Origin of the sequence: Bradyrhizobium sp. RT6a (genome assembly GCF_040547675.1) — a bacterium.
In the GTDB taxonomy this organism is placed as follows: domain Bacteria; phylum Pseudomonadota; class Alphaproteobacteria; order Rhizobiales; family Xanthobacteraceae; genus Bradyrhizobium.
In genome coordinates this window covers 1-18,927 of sequence record NZ_JBEPQC010000019.1, presented here as the reverse complement: position 1 = coordinate 18,927, position 18,927 = coordinate 1, and the positions used below count along the sequence as shown (strand labels likewise).

17 protein-coding genes and 3 pseudogenes are annotated in these 18,927 nt (G+C 59.5%); 18 read left to right on the top strand and 2 right to left on the bottom strand.

Annotated elements, in window-relative coordinates; genetic code table 11:
- The 10 genes and pseudogenes from ABIC03_RS38870 to ABIC03_RS39400 form a co-directional block, all read left to right on the top strand.
- Positions 1 to 273: TOBE domain-containing protein (locus ABIC03_RS38870; protein WP_354066155.1), on the top strand; the 273-nt coding region annotated here is incomplete at its 5' end.
- 86 nt (positions 274 to 359) lie between these two features.
- The gene (locus ABIC03_RS38865; RefSeq protein WP_354066153.1) at positions 360 to 1,427 is read left to right on the top strand and encodes an ABC transporter substrate-binding protein; all 1,068 of its coding nucleotides are present in this window, start codon (positions 360 to 362) and stop codon (positions 1,425 to 1,427) included.
- Positions 1,428 to 1,507: 80 nt separating this feature from the next.
- Positions 1,508 to 2,752, top strand: coding sequence for an ABC transporter permease (locus ABIC03_RS38860; RefSeq protein ID WP_354066151.1), 1,245 nt, complete (start codon positions 1,508 to 1,510; stop codon positions 2,750 to 2,752).
- A 5-nt stretch (positions 2,753 to 2,757) separates the two neighbouring features.
- Positions 2,758 to 3,588 (top strand): ABC transporter permease, encoded by an 831-nt coding sequence (locus ABIC03_RS38855; protein WP_354066149.1) that lies wholly within the window; start codon positions 2,758 to 2,760, stop codon positions 3,586 to 3,588.
- Positions 3,589 to 3,925: 337 nt separating this feature from the next.
- Complete coding sequence (locus tag ABIC03_RS38850) at positions 3,926 to 4,201, top strand: type 2 periplasmic-binding domain-containing protein (RefSeq protein WP_354066147.1); 276 nt, start codon at positions 3,926 to 3,928, stop codon at positions 4,199 to 4,201.
- Positions 4,194 to 4,424, top strand: a complete 231-nt coding sequence (locus ABIC03_RS39405) for an extracellular solute-binding protein (RefSeq protein ID WP_502917368.1) — start codon at positions 4,194 to 4,196, stop codon at positions 4,422 to 4,424. Before ABIC03_RS38850 ends, ABIC03_RS39405 begins: the two co-directional genes overlap by 8 nt.
- Entirely contained in the window at positions 4,342 to 4,962 is a 621-nt protein-coding gene (locus ABIC03_RS38845) for an extracellular solute-binding protein (RefSeq protein ID WP_502917367.1), read from the top strand. Before ABIC03_RS39405 ends, ABIC03_RS38845 begins: the two co-directional genes overlap by 83 nt.
- 512 nt (positions 4,963 to 5,474) lie before the next feature.
- Positions 5,475 to 6,956 carry an AMP-binding protein gene (locus ABIC03_RS38840; protein WP_354066145.1) on the top strand — a complete coding sequence of 494 codons (1,482 nt, stop codon included), beginning with the start codon at positions 5,475 to 5,477 and terminating at the stop codon, positions 6,954 to 6,956.
- Positions 6,957 to 7,045: 89 nt separating this feature from the next.
- Positions 7,046 to 7,849 carry an enoyl-CoA hydratase/isomerase family protein gene (locus ABIC03_RS38835; protein ID WP_354066143.1) on the top strand — a complete coding sequence of 268 codons (804 nt, stop codon included), beginning with the start codon at positions 7,046 to 7,048 and terminating at the stop codon, positions 7,847 to 7,849.
- Positions 7,850 to 7,977: 128 nt separating this feature from the next.
- Positions 7,978 to 8,261 (top strand): annotated as a pseudogene (locus ABIC03_RS39400) (Rossmann-fold NAD(P)-binding domain-containing protein); the annotation flags it as partial.
- A gap of 227 nt (positions 8,262 to 8,488) precedes the next feature.
- Here the strand turns inward: ABIC03_RS39400 and ABIC03_RS38830 are convergent.
- Positions 8,489 to 8,986 carry a hypothetical protein gene (locus ABIC03_RS38830; RefSeq protein WP_354066141.1) on the bottom strand — a complete coding sequence of 166 codons (498 nt, stop codon included), beginning with the start codon at positions 8,984 to 8,986 and terminating at the stop codon, positions 8,489 to 8,491.
- Positions 8,987 to 9,365: 379 nt separating this feature from the next.
- Between ABIC03_RS38830 and ABIC03_RS39395 the strand changes: the two are divergent.
- Positions 9,366 to 9,666, top strand: a pseudogene (locus ABIC03_RS39395) (enoyl-CoA hydratase-related protein); the annotation flags it as partial.
- On the opposite strand, the gene ABIC03_RS38825 reads toward ABIC03_RS39395, so the two are convergent.
- Entirely contained in the window at positions 9,603 to 9,884 is a 282-nt protein-coding gene (locus ABIC03_RS38825) for a hypothetical protein (protein WP_354066139.1), read from the bottom strand. The pseudogene ABIC03_RS39395 and the gene ABIC03_RS38825 sit on opposite strands and share 64 nt — an antisense overlap.
- Before the next feature lie 797 nt (positions 9,885 to 10,681).
- Between ABIC03_RS38825 and ABIC03_RS38820 the strand changes: the two genes are divergently transcribed.
- The 7 genes and pseudogenes from ABIC03_RS38820 to ABIC03_RS39390 form a co-directional block, all read left to right on the top strand.
- Complete coding sequence (locus ABIC03_RS38820; RefSeq protein WP_354066137.1) at positions 10,682 to 12,094, top strand: amidase; 1,413 nt, start codon at positions 10,682 to 10,684, stop codon at positions 12,092 to 12,094.
- A gap of 139 nt (positions 12,095 to 12,233) precedes the next feature.
- Positions 12,234 to 13,838: an ABC transporter substrate-binding protein gene (locus ABIC03_RS38815; protein WP_354066135.1), complete on the top strand. Its 1,605-nt coding sequence runs from the start codon at positions 12,234 to 12,236 to the stop codon at positions 13,836 to 13,838.
- A gap of 5 nt (positions 13,839 to 13,843) precedes the next feature.
- Positions 13,844 to 14,785: an ABC transporter permease gene (locus ABIC03_RS38810; protein ID WP_354066133.1), complete on the top strand. Its 942-nt coding sequence runs from the start codon at positions 13,844 to 13,846 to the stop codon at positions 14,783 to 14,785.
- Positions 14,786 to 14,787: 2 nt separating this feature from the next.
- A complete protein-coding gene (locus ABIC03_RS38805; protein WP_354066131.1) occupies positions 14,788 to 15,669 on the top strand; it encodes an ABC transporter permease in 882 nt (293 codons plus the stop codon).
- A gap of 10 nt (positions 15,670 to 15,679) precedes the next feature.
- Positions 15,680 to 16,681: an ABC transporter ATP-binding protein gene (locus ABIC03_RS38800; protein ID WP_354066157.1), complete on the top strand. Its 1,002-nt coding sequence runs from the start codon at positions 15,680 to 15,682 to the stop codon at positions 16,679 to 16,681.
- Positions 16,678 to 17,724, top strand: coding sequence for an ABC transporter ATP-binding protein (locus tag ABIC03_RS38795; protein ID WP_354066129.1), 1,047 nt, complete (start codon positions 16,678 to 16,680; stop codon positions 17,722 to 17,724). Before ABIC03_RS38800 ends, ABIC03_RS38795 begins: the two co-directional genes overlap by 4 nt.
- A gap of 178 nt (positions 17,725 to 17,902) precedes the next feature.
- Positions 17,903 to 18,413: pseudogene (locus ABIC03_RS39390) on the top strand (aminotransferase class IV); the annotation flags it as partial.
- Between the last annotated feature and the right edge of the window lie 514 nt (positions 18,414 to 18,927).

Below are 18,927 nucleotides of genomic sequence, written 5' to 3'. Positions count from 1 at the left end.
GTCGACGCGGTCGGTCAGTCGACGGTGCTGTCGTTGCGGCCGGAGCGGGTCAAGTTGAACCCGGCGCCAGGCTCGCTGCCCAATGTCTTCAGCGCACAGGTAGCGGAAGTGATCTATCTCGGCGATCACGTGCGCACCCGGGTTTCGGTCTGCGGCCACGACGACTTTGTGGTCAAGCTGCCGAATTCGGAAGGCACTGTGCAGGTCGAGCCCGGCGCGCCGATCACCATCGGCTGGAAAACTGAGGATTGTCGGGCACTCGATGCACGGTAGACGAGTCGAGCCGGCGCCGACGTGGCGTGACGCGTGTTTGAGAGCGCTGCCCGTGCTCGCGGGGGGCGGCACAACAGGAGAAGCAAATGAAGAGGAAATCTGTTACGATCGCTAGTGCCTTGGCTGTGGCCGTTTTGGTGGCCGTGTGCCTTGGACCAACGGCATCCGCCTTCGCTGGTGATCAGCTCACGATCGTCTCCTGGGGTGGGGCCGTGCAGGCCGCTCAGCGCAAGGTCTTTTTCGAACCCTTTACAAACAAGACCAGAATGAAGTTAACGGAAGGAGAGTATAGCGGCGAGGTTGCCAAAATTCGAGCCATGGTCGAGTCCAAGAGCGTGAGTTGGGACCTCGTTAGCGCGGGCCCCCCGCCCATCTTGCCGTTGTGCGATCAGGGCCTCCTTGAGACGATCGACTGGAAGAAGCTGGGACTCGACAGGGCCAAATTCGGTGAGCCCGGCAAATTTGACTGCGGCGTGCCGCAGGGTGGCAGCGCTACGGTCGTCGCCTATGACAAAGACAAGCTGCCGAACGGTCCGAATACAATCGCCGACTTGTTCGACACGAAGAAATTCCCCGGCAAGCGCGGATTGTGGAAGAATCCGTATCCGAATCTTGAATGGGCACTGATCGCGGATGGGGTTCCAAAAGAGGAGATCTATAAGGTTCTCAAGACTCCGGAGGGCGTCGACCGCGCCTTCAACAAGCTCGACACGATCAAGAAGGACGTCATCTGGTGGACGGCCGGCGCGCAGGCCCCGCAGCTTCTTGCTGACGGCCAAGTCGTCATGACCATGGCCTGGAATGGTCGTATCACCGCTGCAAACAAGGACTCAGGCAAGCATTTCGCGATCATGTGGGACGCTGCCCAGGGAAATTTGGACTACTGGGTGATTCCCAAAGGAAGTCCTCATCTGGACGAGGCCTACAAGTTCATGGCCTTCGCCGCTTCAGGCCAGGCGCAAGCCGACTTCACCCGCTATTTCTCCTATGGGCCTGGCAACAGAGATGGACTGGCGCTCGTCGATCCGGGGGTGTTGCCGGATCTTCCAAATACACCAGAGCATGATGCCATTGCGTTGCACAAAGACCACGCTTTCTGGGCTGACAAGGGCGATGAACTGGCCCAGCGCTTTACCGCCTGGCTCACGAAGTGAAGGCCGGGCAAGGAAGGCCAAAGGCATGCCGTGGGGAGGCGCTTGTTCTCCCCGCGGTATCGAACCAGGAGCATTAGTTTATGTCGACGACGGCCATCCAAGTCGCCAGCAGCCCCGAACCTCTGCGTATCAAGCTTCGGCGGGTCGAGCGCCGGCAGAAGTTCAAGGACCTTATCCTCGTCCTTCCGCTGCTGGTGTTCATACTAGTCGGGTTCGTGCTGCCGATTGGCCGGATGCTGTTCAATGCCATCCACGACGATACACTATTAACTTTGATGCCGCGCACGATGTTGGCCCTAGCAGGGTGGGATGGCAAGGACCTGCCTGATGAGAGAGTGTATGCCGCACTGGCGGGTGACCTTAAGGAGTCTTGGACCCAGAAGACGGCGGGCCCTATCGGCAAGCGCATGAACTATGAGTTGCCTGGATCTCTCAGCGAGGTGATGTCGAGCGCTCGCAAAGCGAACTCGCTTCCCCCCGGCTCCTACAAAGAGGCGCTGATTAAAGTCAGTCCGCTCTGGGGTCGGCACGACGTCTGGAGCCTCCTAAAGCGTGGAACTTCGGCCTATACGGGCTATTACCTGCTGCGTTCTCTCGACTACGAATATGGCCCGGACAGCCAGATTGTCGCCTCACCGCCAGAGAACAGGATCTTTCGCGACATTTTCTTGCGCACGCTTGGCATCAGCATCGGCGTAACCGCCATAACCCTCCTGCTCGGTTTTCCTGTGGCCTATCTACTGGCGACATTGCCGCGCAAGTCCGGCAATCTTCTGATGATCTTGGTCGTGCTGCCGTTCTGGACATCAGTGCTGATACGGACCACCGCCTGGGTTGTGCTGCTGCAGCAGCACGGCGTCGTCAACGACACGTTGATGGCGCTGCATGTCATATCGCAGCCGGCCGAACTCATCTTCAATAGGGTAGGGACTATCGTGGCAATGACCCATATCCAACTCCCATTAACGCTCCTACCCATCTACAGCGTTATGCGAACGATCTCGCCCAGTTATGTCCGCGCCGCTCGCTCGCTCGGCGCTGGACCATTTTACGCCTTTTGGAAGATCTATTTCCCGCTAAGCCTGCCGGGGATCGCCGCCGGCTGTCTGATGACCTTCATTCTGTGCCTTGGTTACTACCTGACACCCGCGCTCGTCGGAGGGCCGGCCGATCAAATGGTTAGCTCATTCGTGGCGCACTATACAAATGAGGAGCTTAACTGGGGCATGGCGTCGGCGCTTGGCGCCATCCTGCTTACTGTGACGCTGCTACTCTACTATTCTTTCAACAAGCTGTTCGGCGTCGACCGGATCAAGATGGGGTGAGAACGATGGCAGCCTCCGCCTATGCCTCTCCGTTAGAAAAGGGCTGGTACTACCTGCACCGGCTTCTCTGCGGAGCAATCTTGTTGTTTCTAATTGCGCCGATCCTCGTCATCGTCCCGCTTTCATTCAATTCCGTACCCTTCTTCACCTATCCGATGGCTGGGCTGTCCCTGCGATGGTACGAGGAATTCTTCACGACCATGCGGTGGCAAGGCGCACTTCACAACTCAATCTTCATCGCCATTTCCGTGACGCTTCTGTCGACCGCCCTAGGCACCCTAGCCGCGCTCGGACTTAGCCGGCCGAACTTCCCTTGGCGCACGGCGGTCATGAGCGTGCTGATCTCGCCGACCGTCGTTCCGGTCGTCATCACAGCGGTCGGTGTGTATTTCTTCTACGCCGATGTCGGGCTGCTCAACACTTTTGCCGCTCTAATTTTGGCGCACACCACGCTGGCTACTCCTTTCGTCATCATCACTGTGACGGCAACGCTGGCGGGGTTCGACCACTCCCTGACGCGCGCAGCCGCAGGGCTCGGTGCGCGGCCGATCACAGCGTTCTTCAAAGTCACACTCCCCCTCATACTTCCCGGCATGATCTCTGGAGCGCTCTTCGCCTTTCTCACCTCCTTCGATGAGGTTGTGGTCGCTCTTTTCGTCGCCAGTCCTGAGCAGCGCACCTTGCCGAGGGTCATGTTTTCCGGCATTCGCGAGGAGATCAGCCCGACGATTATTGCTGCCGCCACTGTGCTGATGCTGTTCTCCATTGCCGTGCTAACCGCTGTTGAGCTGCTGCGGCGGCGCTCCGAACGCCTCCGCGGCATCCGCACCATCTGACTCTCTCGTCTCGTGTCGAAGAATCCTCGCGCTCTGGGGCGCTATCTAGATCCCGGTTCGGAGACTTTCGGAGTGAACTTTGATCTTCTGAAGAAACCGCGGCTTTCTAGAGGGTGTGGCGAAGAACAAGAGCGGACGCTCTCGGCAGCACCGTTCGACTTAGCTGGAAGCAGACCCCTTGCAGTAATCGCCGTTGGCTGAAGACAGAGCATTGTCGGGGGTTCGATGCGCTGTGTGGAGAAGGCTTCGCCTGAGCAGGCGCGGCTGGATCTTCGGTAGCGCTGCCTCGATCCCGGGGGTGGCCATAAAGGAGGGCAGACGATGAGCGAAGAAATTGATGGTTTCCTTGGCCGCGATCGGCTTAGCGGCGGGTACGCTTGAAACGAAAGTCGCCTTTGCGGGCGATCAGCTGACGGTCACCGCCTCGGGTGGGTCGACCCAGGCGGCGTATCGCAAAGTCCTTTTCGACCCATTCACGAACGTCGCCGGAATCAAGATCAAGGAGGACGAGTACAGCGGCGAGATTGGCAAGGTCCGCGCCATGGTCGAGTCCAAGAGCGTGATCTGGGAGTGTGTTCTCCGCCCCTGGGTCGTCCGCCTGGATAATGTGTGACGAGGGGATCCTCGAGAAGATCGACTGGAATAAGCTGGGACTGGATAGGACCAAGTTCGGTGATGCTGGAAGAATGGACTGCGGGATTCCGTATCAAATGAGTGGCGTGGTCCTCGCCTATGACAAGGAGAAGCTGCCGAATGGGCCGAACACCGTTGCCGACCTGTTCGACACGAAAAAAATCGCAGGGAAGCGTGGACTGGTGGAAGAATCCTTATCCTAATCTCGAATGGGCGCTGATTGCGGTCGGCGTTCCAGTCAACGACATTTACAACGTCCTCGGCACCCAGGAGGGCGTCGACCGTGCCTTTAAGATGCTCGACACCATCAAGAAGGACGTTATCTGGTGGACGGCCGGAAGCCAACCGCCGCAGCTCCTGGCCGACGGTCAGGTCGCCATGGCCGCTGCCTTCAACGGCCGCATCCCCGATGCAAATAAGAAGTCCGGCACGCATTTCGAGATCGTGTGGGACGCCGCGCAAGGGGGCTGGGACTACTGGGCGATTCCCAAAGGCACTCCGCGTCTGGACGCCGCCTACAAGTTCCTCGCCTTCGCCGGCTCGCCCAAACCTCAGGCTGACCTCACACATTACGTCGCCTACGGTCCGGGCAACGAGGATGCGATGGCGCATATTAATCCGGCGATGCTTCCCTACCTCCCGAATCCGCCCGATCATATGGCGCGTGAGACCAACACTGCCTTCTGGATTGCAAAGGGCGATGAGCTGGGCGCGCGCTTTACCGCTTGGCTCGCAAAGTAAGAACAAGAGCCGGCGAGGAGGACTTCCATTCTTCTCGCCGCCTCGCAAACGCTTTCGGAGTAGAGCACTGATCGTCGCTGCCGGCGCAGGATGCGGAACATGCATCAGCCCCCTTGAGAAAGGCCCATCACCCCACCGGGTGGAATTTGGTTCCCACATTCCCGTCAGGGACAACAAATCGCCCGGCCCCCGTAGGCAAGTGAACAATTGTTAGTCGTCGAAGCCGGCTACCAGGTCGGCCCAAGCGCCGGGGAGTGCTGATCCGCTGCGGACCTGAGCTGAAGAATCAACGCACGATGGACGAAGGGCGGCTCTGACGGTTGCGCGGAATGCAAATGCGATGACGTTCTGCGCAAAAGCGGGGAAACTCGATTTATCTATGCGCAGGCCCAGCAGAAATTGGGAATATTCCTCAGCAAGGTCGCGGTAACTCTTCCTCAGCTTCCGGCATTGTTGCGGGGGCATGCTCATGCAAGTGGCCTTGGTTGAACAAGGCGAGGTCTGTACAGAAAATGGCTGAAGACATGATCCCCCTAGGCGAGAAGCTGTATCGCCGCGCTCAGGCAACGCCCGACGCCCCCGCGGTTAGTTGCGGCGAGATCACCATTACCTGCGGTCAGTTGGAAGCACGAGCCAATCGAATCGCCCGCGCGCTGCAGGGGCTGGGCGTCAAGCTCGGCGACCTGGTCAGCATCGGCCTGCCCAACGGCGTCGACTTCATCGAGGCCTGCTGGGGCGTCTGGAAACTAGGCGCGACGCCGCAACCGGTGTCCTTCCGACTGCCAACCTCGGAGTTGCAAGCTATCCTTGATCTAGCCAACCCGCGGGTCGTGATCGCTTTGTCCGGTATGGATATCGACCGGTGGTGCGTCACGGTTGACGACCTGCTTGCGCTATCCGACGATGACCGGCCGGTCGAGCCGCGCGTGGCGCCGGTTTTGGCTGCCTTGACCTCCGGCGGATCGACCGGCAGACCCAAGCTTATCCTCTCGGGCCGGGCCGGTGAGACGCGAGCTGAATCAGATGATAACGTCTGGCGATTGGGGCCGTGCGATACGGCGCTGATCCCCGCGCCGCTCTATCACAGCGGCCCGTTCTGGTTTGCGCTCGATGTGCTGACATACGGCGGACATCTGGTGCTGCTGCCGCGTTTCGATGCGGAGGCGGTCCTGGCCGAGATTGAGCGACGCCGGGTGACCTGGATGTACCAGGTGCCCACGATGATGAGCCGGATCTGCCGGCTGCCGGAAACTGTGCGGGCCCGCTATAATCTCTCGTCGCTGAAGACGCTTTGGCACTTGGCTGCGCCCTGTCCATCTTGGCTCAAGGAGGCCTTCATCGAGTGGCTAGGGCCTGACATGATCATGGAAATGTATGGTGGCAGTGAGAACATAGCTTGGACAGCAATCACGGGAAGCGAATGGCTTGAGCGCCGCGGTTCAGTAGGGCGCGTGCAGGGGGGCGAAATGAAGGCCTTCGACGCGAACGGCGACGCACTGCCGGCTGGCGAGGTGGGCGAGATTTACATGCGCCGTGCGAAAGGCTCCTTGCCTACGTACGCCTACAGGGGTGCAACACCGCGCGCCCTACCGGGCGGCTGGGAGAGCCTTGGCGACATCGGTCATTTCGATGCCGAGGGTTATCTCTACCTCGGTGACCGCCGCACTGACATGATCCTGGTCGGTGGGTCCAACGTGTATCCAGCCGAGGTGGAAGCGGCGATCGACGAACACCCATCGGTTATCTCGAGCGCTGTGATTGGCCTGCCGCACGAGGATATGGGTTCGTCTGTCCACGCCATCGTCCAGACGCGCCGGGGCCTCACTGCGAACGCGCTGCTGTCGCATCTGGCGGAGCGGCTGGTGACCTACAAGCTTCCGCGCAGCATCGAATTTGTCGATGAGCCGCTGCGGGATGAGGCGGGCAAGGTGCGTCGCACTCAGTTGCGTGACGATCGCATCGCTCGGATAATACCGGCTGTCGGACAATCCTAACTGACGCAATTTCTTGTGTCGGGCAGCTGCCAGGCCATAGGGGCTTCTTACGCGAAGAACGATGCTAGCTGCCAAAAGGAGTCAGAAACTTGGCGAGTTACGTGGAGATCAAAAAAGGACTCGGCCCCGATGGACGCATTGCGGTAGTGCGGTTCGACCGCGGCGATGCCATCAATGCGCTTAATGACGACGCAACGCGTGAGCTGACGCGAGCTGCTGAAAGCTTTGACGACGACACCAAAACCTCAGTCGTAATCCTCGCCGGTGGTAAGTCCTTCAGCGCCGGCGCCGACCTGAAAGGTGGTGGACGTCGCTCCCCTGCATCGACGGACGTGGCCGCGCTGCGCCGACAGTTCCGGATCGGGCCGCGGCTAGCTCGGGCGTGGTACGAGATGGACCAGGTGACTATCGCCGCGATCGAAGGGTTCTGCATCGGAGCTGGCATCGCGCTTGCCGTCGCCCTCGACTTTCGGATCATTGCGCGTGACGCCCACATCCGCGTCCCTGAGGTGGGGCTGGGCATCAACATGAGTTGGCAGACAATTCCACGTATGCTGCAGCTAATCGGTCCAGCACGCACGAAGCAAGCGGTTATTCTCGCTGATCAGCGCATATCCGCCGCGGAAGCCTACGAATGGAGGTTGGTGGAGCAGGTGACAGAGCCAGGAGGGAGCTTTAAAGCGGCGATGAAACTCGGCGAGAAGGTCGCCGCGCAGCCAGCGATCCCGGTCGCAATGACGAAGCAGACGGTCAACCGTCTCGCCGGTGCGCTTGACGATCTCGCAAGCCATATGGATATCGATCAGTTGACATTGACTTGCCTGACTGAGGATTACAGGGAGGGTGTCGCCGCCTTCCGCGAGAAGCGCAAGCCCCGTTTTAAAGGGCGCTAACAGCGAGAACGCAGGAGCGCTGTGCAGGCTCTACCCGAGGCGGCAACTTGCTCACCACAAAGGATCTGTTCGCGTAGCGCAACTCGATCGTCGCCCGGGGCGAGTGGACGATCTTCTGTCGCGATAGGATGGGATTGCTAGAAGGCATGGTGGCAATCATTACCGGGGCTGGCGGCGGGCTTGGCGAGGCCTACTCCGGGCTGTTCGCCTGCAGTAGCCAATGACCTCGGTGTGGCGCCATCGACGGATCCGGCTCCCGTGCTGCGGCTGAAAAGATAGCGGTAGAGATCCGAGCGGCGGGCGGGCCGTAGCGAACGGCGACGACGTATCAACCCTGGCCGGGAGGGCGCTCGCCGCCTTCGTCCAAGTCGATATCCTGATCTGCAACGGAGGCATCCTGCACGACCGGACCCATTACGGCCGGGTCTGTTCAACAAGCTTCCGTTGCCCCTTGCCTTGGACGTCACGTGGGCCGCATGTTGCGGGCAAGCTCCGGCGTAACAGCGGAGACGAGTAGCGGCTTTCATCAGCCGATGACCGGGTAGTAAGGGTTCTGCAGAAACAAGTCCGTAGTGGCACCCGAACGAATGCTGCTGACCCCTCGTGCTTCCCGTAGAGGGAGAGTTGCAGATGCCGGGTTCAATGGCCGCACTCGTTAGCAAAAGGCAGGAAGATTGAATGAACTTGAGAGCCGGGCACTGAAGCGCTCGCAATATTGGCCTGGAAAGACGTCCCCAGCAGAATCAAATCGATAACGCGCTGTGCCGGCGCAATAGCCATCACTGACTGAAATTCGAATGCCATCCGCCCGCTATGCCCGGCACTCATTCCGCGGCGACTTCCGGCTGGCAAGCAGTGCTGCAAACTCAGCGGCTCGAGGGCGTACGCGGTTGCTCCGGCGCGCTGCATCGTGTCCCGGCGATCCGGTAGAAACGATCCAGCATCTGTTGTTGTGATCGTCGTAGCAGACGACCACGTCATGGAAATGTAGAACGGACTGGGGCAAGCGTTGACCGGAGTTGCCGGCGCCGGCAATCGCTCCAGTGTCCTGTTCAGATTGCAAGCAAGGAAGCCGGCCGCACCTCTCTGGAATGGTGGGAGATCGGGGCCATAACCTTCCCGATACTTGGCGAGCAAGATGCGAAGAATTCCCCATGAATCGCCCGCGAGAGCTTTCCGTGCAAATCGCGTTTGTCCGCATACAGGGCCCAAGCAACTCATGCCTTGCAGCGCTGTCGAGAAACGCAAGGTGGGTGCTGTCGATGCGCGAGACGTCTCATCGCTGTGTCCACTGATGTTCTCGGATGTGCATCGGACTGTCAGTCACCCACGACTGCTGTGCGACGAGACGTGCCGAACGCGAGAACTTGGCGTATCGCTGCCGTTGAGGCGAATACATTTCGACCATTCTCGTTTACGACGCAAGACATGGCTTCATCAACGACCACCGCCCGTACCACGACCGCGCAGCGCCGAGCTCGCCTGGGGCCAATCGCGTTTTCAGAAAGCACCTGGAATGACTGAAATCTTCGCCACACGCCGCGAAGACGCAATCCTCGAGGTCCGGCTCGATCGGCCCAAGACCAACGCGAACGACGCGGCTACGTCTCAGCTGATGGGGGAATTATCGAGGCATTTCGCGACGCCGACCTGCGCGTTGCCGTCGCCAAAACCGGCGGCGACAGTTCTTTTGTGCCGGCCCGGTTCTGAACGTTGCGGCCAGTGACAATGGCGTCGGCGGATTCGGCGACCTTCAGAAAATACGCAACCTCAACAAGCCCGTGATCATTTGCGTCAACGCGCAAGGAGGGTTTGACCAGCGCCAACGCAAGGAGCGGGCGCGGCCGCGCCCCGAGAATAGGGCGGCAGAAGATGCGGTGGGCGCCTCTGGCGCGGATGGGTTGGCGAGGATGACGATCTCGCCCGGCGCGAGCGTGGGTGCCAACGCCTTCTTGAAGTACAGCATGAAGAGCTCACCATTGATGGGACCATCAACTCCGCAAGGTGCGCTGATCAGCGCCGCGATGAAGGTCATGGTCTTCCAATGGCCGAAAGGTGCAGATGCTCGGAGGCGCTGCCCACAGGCCCCCCAGGGCGGGCAGCAGTGCAATATTCGGTTTGATGCATTCTCGTCGTTAAAAACCAACCGCGCGACGTCGATCCTGCCTTGATGTGCTTTCCAGGGGGGCCGCTTACGGGCGACGGCGGAGCGATCCTGCTCGGCTGGTACAAACGCTTTTCTGAAGCTGAGCTGCCTTGATCCCGCGTGTAGCTCGCTGGAATCGGAAAGGTTTGAACTTTGTTCCTATCCTTCGGTATTTCCTGTTTCCGTGCCGGAATTGGCTGATAGGTGTGCGTGGTCAGTTCGTTCCGTAGCTGCTCAAGTAGAGCCTCTACGCCTTGCGCTTCGATGGCCTCAAAGGTCATCCCGTCTGTTCCCGGAGCGCCATCGTTTTCTTTGTAACCGGCGTGACGCCCCCACCTTTCAACGACCGCACGCGGCAGCGCTGTCAGGTGGCGTTGAGCACCTTGGCGACGGTGACCGGCGGGCTTGGCTGCTGGAGGTTTGAATGAGAAGACAAAGTGCAATGAGGTGCGTTGTCCCGGACGTGGAGGCCATTCGTAGGCGACTCTCGCGCCGAAAGTCTCAGTACGTATTCCTCGTTTCGTCTGCTCACCACGCCGGATTTATCCGAGTGCTGCCAGAGTTTTGCACGAAACAAGCGCGGACATGAAATATATTCAAAATATACTAGTCGGAAGCGCTCTGAAGCGCTCTGAAGCGCTCTGAAGCGTCAGACGACTGTGCTCGCCAATACAATGAGAGAACAAATGTCTGCGAAACCGACAATGCCGATTGCAGATCTCACCGCGCAGGATTGTCTTGCCCTTTATAAGGATCGGGACTTGTCGCCTGTTGATGTGATCGATAACTGCTTGCAGCGTATCGAAGAAGCAAATCCAGACCTCAATCCATTCTGCTTCATTGGCTTTGAACAAGCGAGAGCCCAAGCACGACTCTCAGAGGCCCGGTGGATGCGAGGCGAGCCGATCGGTTTGCTTGATGGAGTTCCGGTAACTTTAAAGGACGTCACGCTTAATCGCGGAATGCCTACACGTTGGGGCTCGAGATCAACCGGGGGGGACGGACCGTGGGACGTCGATGCTCCGGCCGCTGCGCGTCTGCGGGAGGCGGGGGCTGTCATTCTGGGAAAGACGACTACTCCGGAATACGGCATGCAGGGAGCCACACACAGTTCGCTTTACGGAGTCACTCGCAGCCCCTGGAATCCAAGCCTCACACCGGGCGGGTCGTCCGGAGGAGCGGCGGTTGCCGCAGCACTAAATCTCGGTTTTCTGCACTTAGGAAGCGACGGCGGAGGATCAATAAGAACACCCGCGAGCTTCACAGGCGTCTTCGGCCTCAAGCCGACTTTCGGGTATGTCCCCCAGTGGCCGCCAAGTGTATTTACTACACTATCGCATATCGGGCCGATGACTCGTACGGTGGCTGACGCGGCTCTCATGATGAGGGTTATCGCCCAAAAGGATGCGAGGGATGGATACGCCGGTCTGGATTATCCATTCGACGACATTCCTCTCGTTTCGACACTAAAGGGGCTAAGAGTGGCGTATAGCCGAGACTTCGGGTATGCGAATGTGTCGGGAGATATTCTGAAGGTTACTGATGCCGCTGCCCAGAAAATCAAATCTCTCGGCGCAGAAGTAATCGAGATAAATCCAGGTTTTGACGATCCCGCGGACACGTTCAACGTGTTTTGGCGTGCAGGTGCCGCTCGGCTCCTTAGCCGACTAAAGAAAGAGCAGCATAGCCTATTAGAACCAAGCACTCTGGACGTGGCTAAACAAGGTCTGTCGCTCACTCTTTTCGAATATCTTGATGCTCAAGAAGCTCGAGTTGAACTTGCCGCCAAGATGGCGGCGTTTCATGAGAAGTTCGACCTGCTGATCACTCCGACCATGCCTGTTGCACCTTTCCCGGTCGGGCTCAATAAGCCAGATGATGTTCAAAATTGGTGTCCATTCACCTTCCCTTTCAACCTCACGCAGCAACCGGCAGCTTCTTTGCCCTGTGGACTGGATAGCAGCGGCCTTCCGGTCGGTCTCCAGTTGGTCGGTGCACGCTACAAGGACATGGCCGTCCTGTCCGCAGCACGGGTTCTCGAAAGTGCGCTCGGGCGCCTCGTCCCTCCAAGGCAGGCGGCAGCGGCGGCCTGCGCATGATGAGATACGTGAAAGATGTCTAAAGACGAAAACACCTTCATCATCCAGCGAAAAGAGCATTACGGGCTTCCGTACTATCAGGACTCGCTCAGCAGATACTAGGGATCAGGCGATTAGCTGCGATTAAGGGGAGTTGTATATGATCATCTCTCGACGCGACCTCATTACGACAGGCTTCGCCGCCGGCGCTGCCGTATCAATGCCCTCGCTCCTACGAGCGCAAACTGGTCCTGCGGCTGCGAGGACCGTCCGAATTATAAAGTCGGGTGACCTCCGAGTCTTCGATCCGATCCTTTCGACGACTACGATCACCGGTGATCATGGCTATGCGATCTACGACACGCTTTTCGCGCTGAACTCCAAATTCACGCCCCAGCCGCAGATGGTGGGGAAGTGGAGCGCTTCCGACGACAAGAAGACCTATACGTTCGAACTTCGGAATGGTTTGGGTTGGCACGACGGCACGCCTGTTACTGCAGCGGATTGTGTAGCCTCCATCCGTCGTTGGGGGCAAGTCGCTCCGGGCGGCAAACTTATCATGGCGCGGGCCAAGGATATTTCGAAAAAGGACGAAAAAACCTTCACGATCGAACTCAAGGAGCCGCTGGGGCTCTTGATTGATGTGCTGGCCAATTTAGCGAATCCGTTCCTGTTTATTATGCGCGAGAATGACGCAAGTCGCCCCGCGACCGAACAGGTGACCGCGAATATCGGGTCGGGGCCGTTTAAATTCAATGAAGCTCTGGCCAAACCCGGTGCGAGCTTTGCCTACGATCGGAATGAGAAATACGTGCCGCGCGACGATCCGTCAGACGGATTCGCTGGCGGGAAAGTTGTCAATGTCGATCGGGTCATCTGGGAGAACATCTCGAATCCGCAGACTGCCTTTGCGGCCTTGCAAGCGGGAGAGGTTGATTTCCTCGAAGGCCCGCCCGCCGATCTTTATCCGGCCGTCGAGAGCGATCCTAACCTTGCGCTCCAAGTTCTGGACAAGATGGGTTGGGTTAATCTTCTGCGCCTGAACTGTCTTCAGAAGCCGTTTGATAACATGAAGGCGCGCCAGGCGATGCTTTACCTTGTTGATCAGGAGGCAATCGCTCGCGTCATCACCCCCGACCCAAAATACAGCCACCCCGTTAGTTCGATGTTTGGAAACGATACGCTCTATTCCAACGACGAAAACACGGGATGGTACAAGAAGGGCGGCGATCCGGAAAAGGCCAAGCAGTTGTTCAAAGAGGGCGGCTATGTTGGCGAGAAGGTCGTCATTCTTCAACCGACTAACCTGATGGGATTCAGCAATGCCGCGCAGTTCCTCGCGGCCGCGCTGCGGAAGATTGGGATTAATGCCGAACTTGCGCCGAGCGACTGGGGCGGAGTTGTCACGCGTCGGACGAACAAGGGGCCCGTGGAGGAAGGCGGCTGGAGCATATTTATCACGGGTGTGCCCGATTTGACCCTCAGCGATCCGATTGGCGCACCCTGGCTGGGCGCGGAGGGCGACAAGGGCTTCTTTGGCTGGCCCAAGAGCGACAAATATGAGGCCCTTCGGGCCCAATGGGCGGATACCCCAACGGTCGCCGAACGCCAGGTGCTGGCCCGCAAGATGCAGGCAGTTTGGTGGGACTACGTCCCAACCGTTCTGCTGGGGCAAGGTGTCTACGCAACCGCGCGCCGCAAGACGCTGACCGGCCTCATCGGAATGCCCGGTGCCCTGCCGATGTGGAATATGCAAAAGGCCTGAGGAGCATGGCCGCCTACATTGTTCTCAGGATGCTCTCGACCATTGCTGTCATGGCGATGGTCGGGATTTTCATCTTTTTGCTTCTCAGACTGTCGCCTGGCGACCCGGCGGCCATCATCGCCGGCGACGCGGCAACCCCACAGATGATCGCGGGCATCCGCGAACAACTCGGACTTAATGATCCTCTACCAGCCCAGTTCCTACATTGGGCGCTGGGCATTCTCAGCGGCGATTTCGGGGGCTCAATTTTTACGGGCCGACCGGTTCTCCTCCTCATCTCGCAGCGGTTGCAGCCAACCATTTCCCTTTCGATCCTGACGATGATCGTTTCGGTGACGGTTGGGGTCGCTTTCGGCATGCTGGCCGCATGGCGTGTCGGCGGCGTCTTCGACCGCACTCTCGCAGCCTTTGCGGCGCTTGGCTTTTCTGTCCCGGTATTTGTCGTCGGCTATTTTCTGATCTACTGGTTCGCAATCAGCGTGCGTTGGCTACCGGTCCAAGGATACCAGCCTGTCGAGCACGGCCTCGGGCCCTGGCTTGTGCACCTGATCCTGCCGACCGCGGCCTTGAGTTTCCCCTACATCGCTTACTTCGCCCGGATCACGCGCGCGAGCATGCTCGGAGTTCTGTCGGAAGACTATATGCGAACGGCCGCTGCCAAGGGCGCCTCTTCATATTCCATGCTCTTCCACCACGCCCTGAAGAATGCGGGTGTCCCGATCCTTACCGTGATCGGCATAAGTTTCGCCTATCTGATTTCTGGCGTCGTCATCACGGAAACGGTGTTCAACATCCCTGGTGTCGGTCGATTGGTCGTCGATGCGATCAACAATCGCGACTATCCGATCATTCAAGGCGTGCTCATCCTCGCTTCGGGCCTGTACGTCCTGATCAATCTCGCGGTCGATCTGGCTTACACCCTGATCGATCCCCGGATCCGGTATTAAACATGACACCTCTCTCCGCACCCGTTGAAGTCGAGCCGATGGGCTGGCTGCAAATAGCTAACCTTCCTCGTCTAGCAAGGCGGCATTCGCTGGTCTTTGCCGGCGGCGGCCTCTTGGCGGTGTTGATCATCCTTGCGCTCGCTGCACCGTTTTATGCCGCTGATCCCCTGAGCATGGATCCTTTCAACCGCCTTCGGCCTCCCTCAGCCGAGATGTGGTTCGGGAGCGACAATCTGGGCCGTGACGTATTTGCGCGAGCGGTGTTCGGCGCCCGGATCTCCCTCATGGTGGGATTGATCTCGGCGGCGAGCGCGGCTTTGGGTGGGCTTCTGATCGGTGTCGTTGCCGGGTACAACCGCAGCTTCGATAATGTCGCCATGCGGATCATGGACGGCTTGATGGCGATCCCGACGATCCTGCTGGCCATCGCACTGATTTCCCTGACAGGCGCTGGCATCGGGATCCTCATCGTCGCCATCACAATCCCATCGATCCCAAGTGTTACGCGGCTGGTTCGGTCGGTGGTTCTGAGCGTTCGCACCCGTCCTTATGTGGAGGCCGCGCTCTGCGGCGGCGCGCGTCTGCCCAAGGTGCTGTGGCGGCACATCCTGCCGAGCACCATTCCGCCGCTCATGGTCCAGAGCGCGAACGTCTGCGCCAGTGCGATTCTGACGGAGGCCGGGCTGAGCTTCCTCGGCGCGGGTGTGCCACCCGATATCCCGAGCTGGGGCAACATGATCTCGAGTTCGAGCCTGTATCTCGGTGTCGCCCCATTGACGGTCTTCGTCCCCGGTATCTGCCTTGTCATCACCGTCCTTGCCGTCAATTTGCTCGGGGATGGCTTGCGCGACCTGTTCGATCCCCGCGCAAAGCGGAGGCGCTGACATGCTGCACATGCAAAGAGCCGCAGGCGACGACGTGCTTCTCGATGTGCGCGAGTTGGAGACGCACTTTTACGGCGAAGACAGCGTCACCCGCGCCTTGGGCGGCATCAGCTTCCAGGTCAAGCGGGGCGAGACGCTCGGCGTGGTCGGCGAATCCGGCTGCGGCAAGAGCGTCACCGCGCTCTCCATTCTTCGCCTGCTGCCGAAGCTGACCGCCAAGACCGTCGGCGGCAAGATCCGCTTTTACGGACGCGACCTGCTGAAATGCTCCGAACACGAGATGCGAAAGGTCCGCGGCAATCGGATCGCCATGATCTTCCAGGAGCCGATGACGAGTCTCAATCCCGTTCATACTGTCGGCAGCCAGATCGCCGAAGCAGTGCGAATTCATACAAAGGCCTCGCGGTCGGAAGCGATGGCAAAAGCGCAGGAGATGCTCAGCCTCGTCCGCATCGCGGACCCCGATCGCCGCGTCAAGAATTACCCCCACGAGATGTCAGGGGGCATGCGCCAGCGCGCGATGATCGCCATGGCGCTGGCCTGCTCGCCGGAACTGTTGATTGCCGACGAGCCGACCACTGCGCTCGACGTGACCATCCAGGCGCAAATCCTGCGGCTGATCGTCGATCTGAAGGAGCGTATGGGGACGGCGGTGCTGTTCATCACGCACGATCTCGGCGTCGTCGCCGAGACCTGCCAGCGCGTGATCGTCATGTATGCCGGCCGGATCGTGGAGCAGGCGAGCGTAAGAGAATTGTTTGCGCGCCCCGCCCATCCCTATACCCAGGGCTTGATGCGCTCAGTGCCCGATCGGCGGCGCGGCCGGAGGCAGCGTTTTCCGGACATTCCCGGCATTGTCCCGACGCTGCGCGCGCCCATGGTTGGCTGCAGCTTTGCGCCGCGCTGCCCGTTTGCAATCGGCATTTGCCGCGAGCAGACGCCGACCCTACGCGATGTCGGGCCGGGCCACGCCGCGGCCTGCTGGCGCTCCGAAGAGGTCATAGGCGCATGAGCGGTACCCTGCTGAAAGTCGAGAAGCTGACCAAGCATTATCCGCTGGGGACGGGGTTCCTGAAGAAGACCGTGCCGGTGGTGCGGGCGGTGGAGGATGTCTCCTTCTCTGTCGACGCCGGGGAAACGCTCTGCATTGTCGGCGAATCCGGCTGCGGCAAGTCCACCGTCGCGCGGCTCCTGATGCGGATCGTCGAGCCGACGGGCGGGCGCGTGCTGGTCGAGGGAACTGATATTGCTGGTCTGAAGAAGCGCGCGCTTCGAGATTGGCGCCGGCGGATGCAGATGGTGTTTCAGGATCCTTACTCGTCTCTGAACCCGCGTCTCACCGCCGGACAGATCATCACCGAGCCGGTCGAGAATTTTGAGCGCCTCAGCCGCAAGCAGCGCCAGGCACTGGCGGCGGACCTGCTGCAAAAGGTCGGCATGCGGCCCGAAATGATGCACAGGTTCCCGTCCGAATTGTCGGGCGGGCAGCGGCAACGGCTCGGCATCGCGCGGGCGCTTTCGCTACAGCCCTCGCTCATCATCGCCGACGAGGCAGTCTCAGCCCTTGACGTCTCGGTGCAGGGACAGATCCTGAACCTTCTCATGGATCTGCAACAGGAGATGGGCATTGCCTTCGTCTTCATCTCACATGACCTTGGCGTCGTGGAGCATATCGGTCATCGCGTCGCGGTCATGTACTTGGGACGCATCGTGGAACTCGCCCCATGCGAGGCGTTGTTTGCAAAGCCGGTCCATCCCTATACCGAGGCACTCATCGCGGCCGCCCCGGTGCCGGACCCGACACGGGTTCGGCTGAAGGCGCCAGTTGAGGGCGAGGTGCCAAGCCCCATCAACCCGCCGAAAGGGTGCGCGTTTCACCCGCGCTGCCCGCTTGCGGTTGAGCGCTGCCGGATCGAAATGCCGCCATTGGTGCCGATGGCTGACGGGCGCGCCGTAGCCTGCCATGTGCGCGCCCCGACTATGGACATCCCGGCCGAGCCGGCCACGGCGGCCAATTCTTTGCTCTCTCCTGTGGCACGGCCACAGACGTTTTGACCCGATCGAATATCTTGTGCGCACCGCCGACATGAACATCGGACATCGGCACATGAACCTGAAAAGTGACGGAAGGATGGAACAGGACCCGATCGTGAAATAGCTTCCAACCGCGCTGCATTTGGTGATCGATGAACGTCACGATGATCAACGGCGTTATCGGCACGGGGTCGCGTTCATGGATGGGCAATACCTGCGGATACCCGAGGCCAAGATCTCTGTGCTGGTTGGGGCCTCCTGCATTCTGATGCGGCTTACGACACGGTCCATGTCTGGAACGGAAAGTTCTTCTGGCTGCACTTGCATCTTGACCGCTTTTGGCGAAGCGTAGAGCGTCAACGAATGAAGCTGGCTATGACGTGAGCAAATCGCATCGATCCTCAACAATTGCGTCGCTTTGTCGGGGCATAAGTCGGCGTGCGTGGTTGATCTGCACGCGCGGTTCATCGCCGACATTCAGCCGGGATTCCCGTCAAGCGGATAACCGCTTTATCGCGTTTGCTATCCCTTTTGGGTCCGTGGCCAACGAACAGCAGCTGGAGAGAGGCTTGGATGTCGTAATCAGCCACACAGTCGCATCCCCGCCAAATCAGTCGATCCCGCGATCAAGAACTTCCATTGGCTCGATCTCGTGAGGGGGCTTTTTGAGGCCTACGATAAGGGGGGCGGAGACGGCGCTGATCGTAGATACGAAGCCGGTTCCCAAAGTTCGGCTCAATTGGTTCCACCAAAAGCCTTGCGCAATGGTGGGGCAGATGGTGGGGCGGCTTTAAAAATACCCAGGATCTTAGCGAAAAAAGTAAGGCGCGACTGGCATCACCGCCGTCGTCCCCATAGCGCCCCCTTTCAGTAGCGGAACCACTCGCTGCTCGGTCTGAAGCTCGCCGTGAGTCTGACGGCGGCGGGGTCCTTGCGCAGCCTCGCGCTCAGAATTCGGTAGCTGGTTCTGGCGTGGTACCCGCGGCGGACTCCGCAAACGAATTTAGAAGAATACGGATGTCAACACCACGACGTTCAGGGCATGTCCGGTTGTGTGTCCAGTGAAGGCTGGCATGTTCAGGAGGAGACAAACCTGCCGGGGTAGAAGTCAGAGCCCCGTAGTTTGGATGTAAGCGTCGTTTTCAGGCCACAGCTTTGAGGTCTTGACGTCGATAGGCCCACGGAAGCAGCTGGTCGATCTCGCTGTTCGGATGGCTATTGACG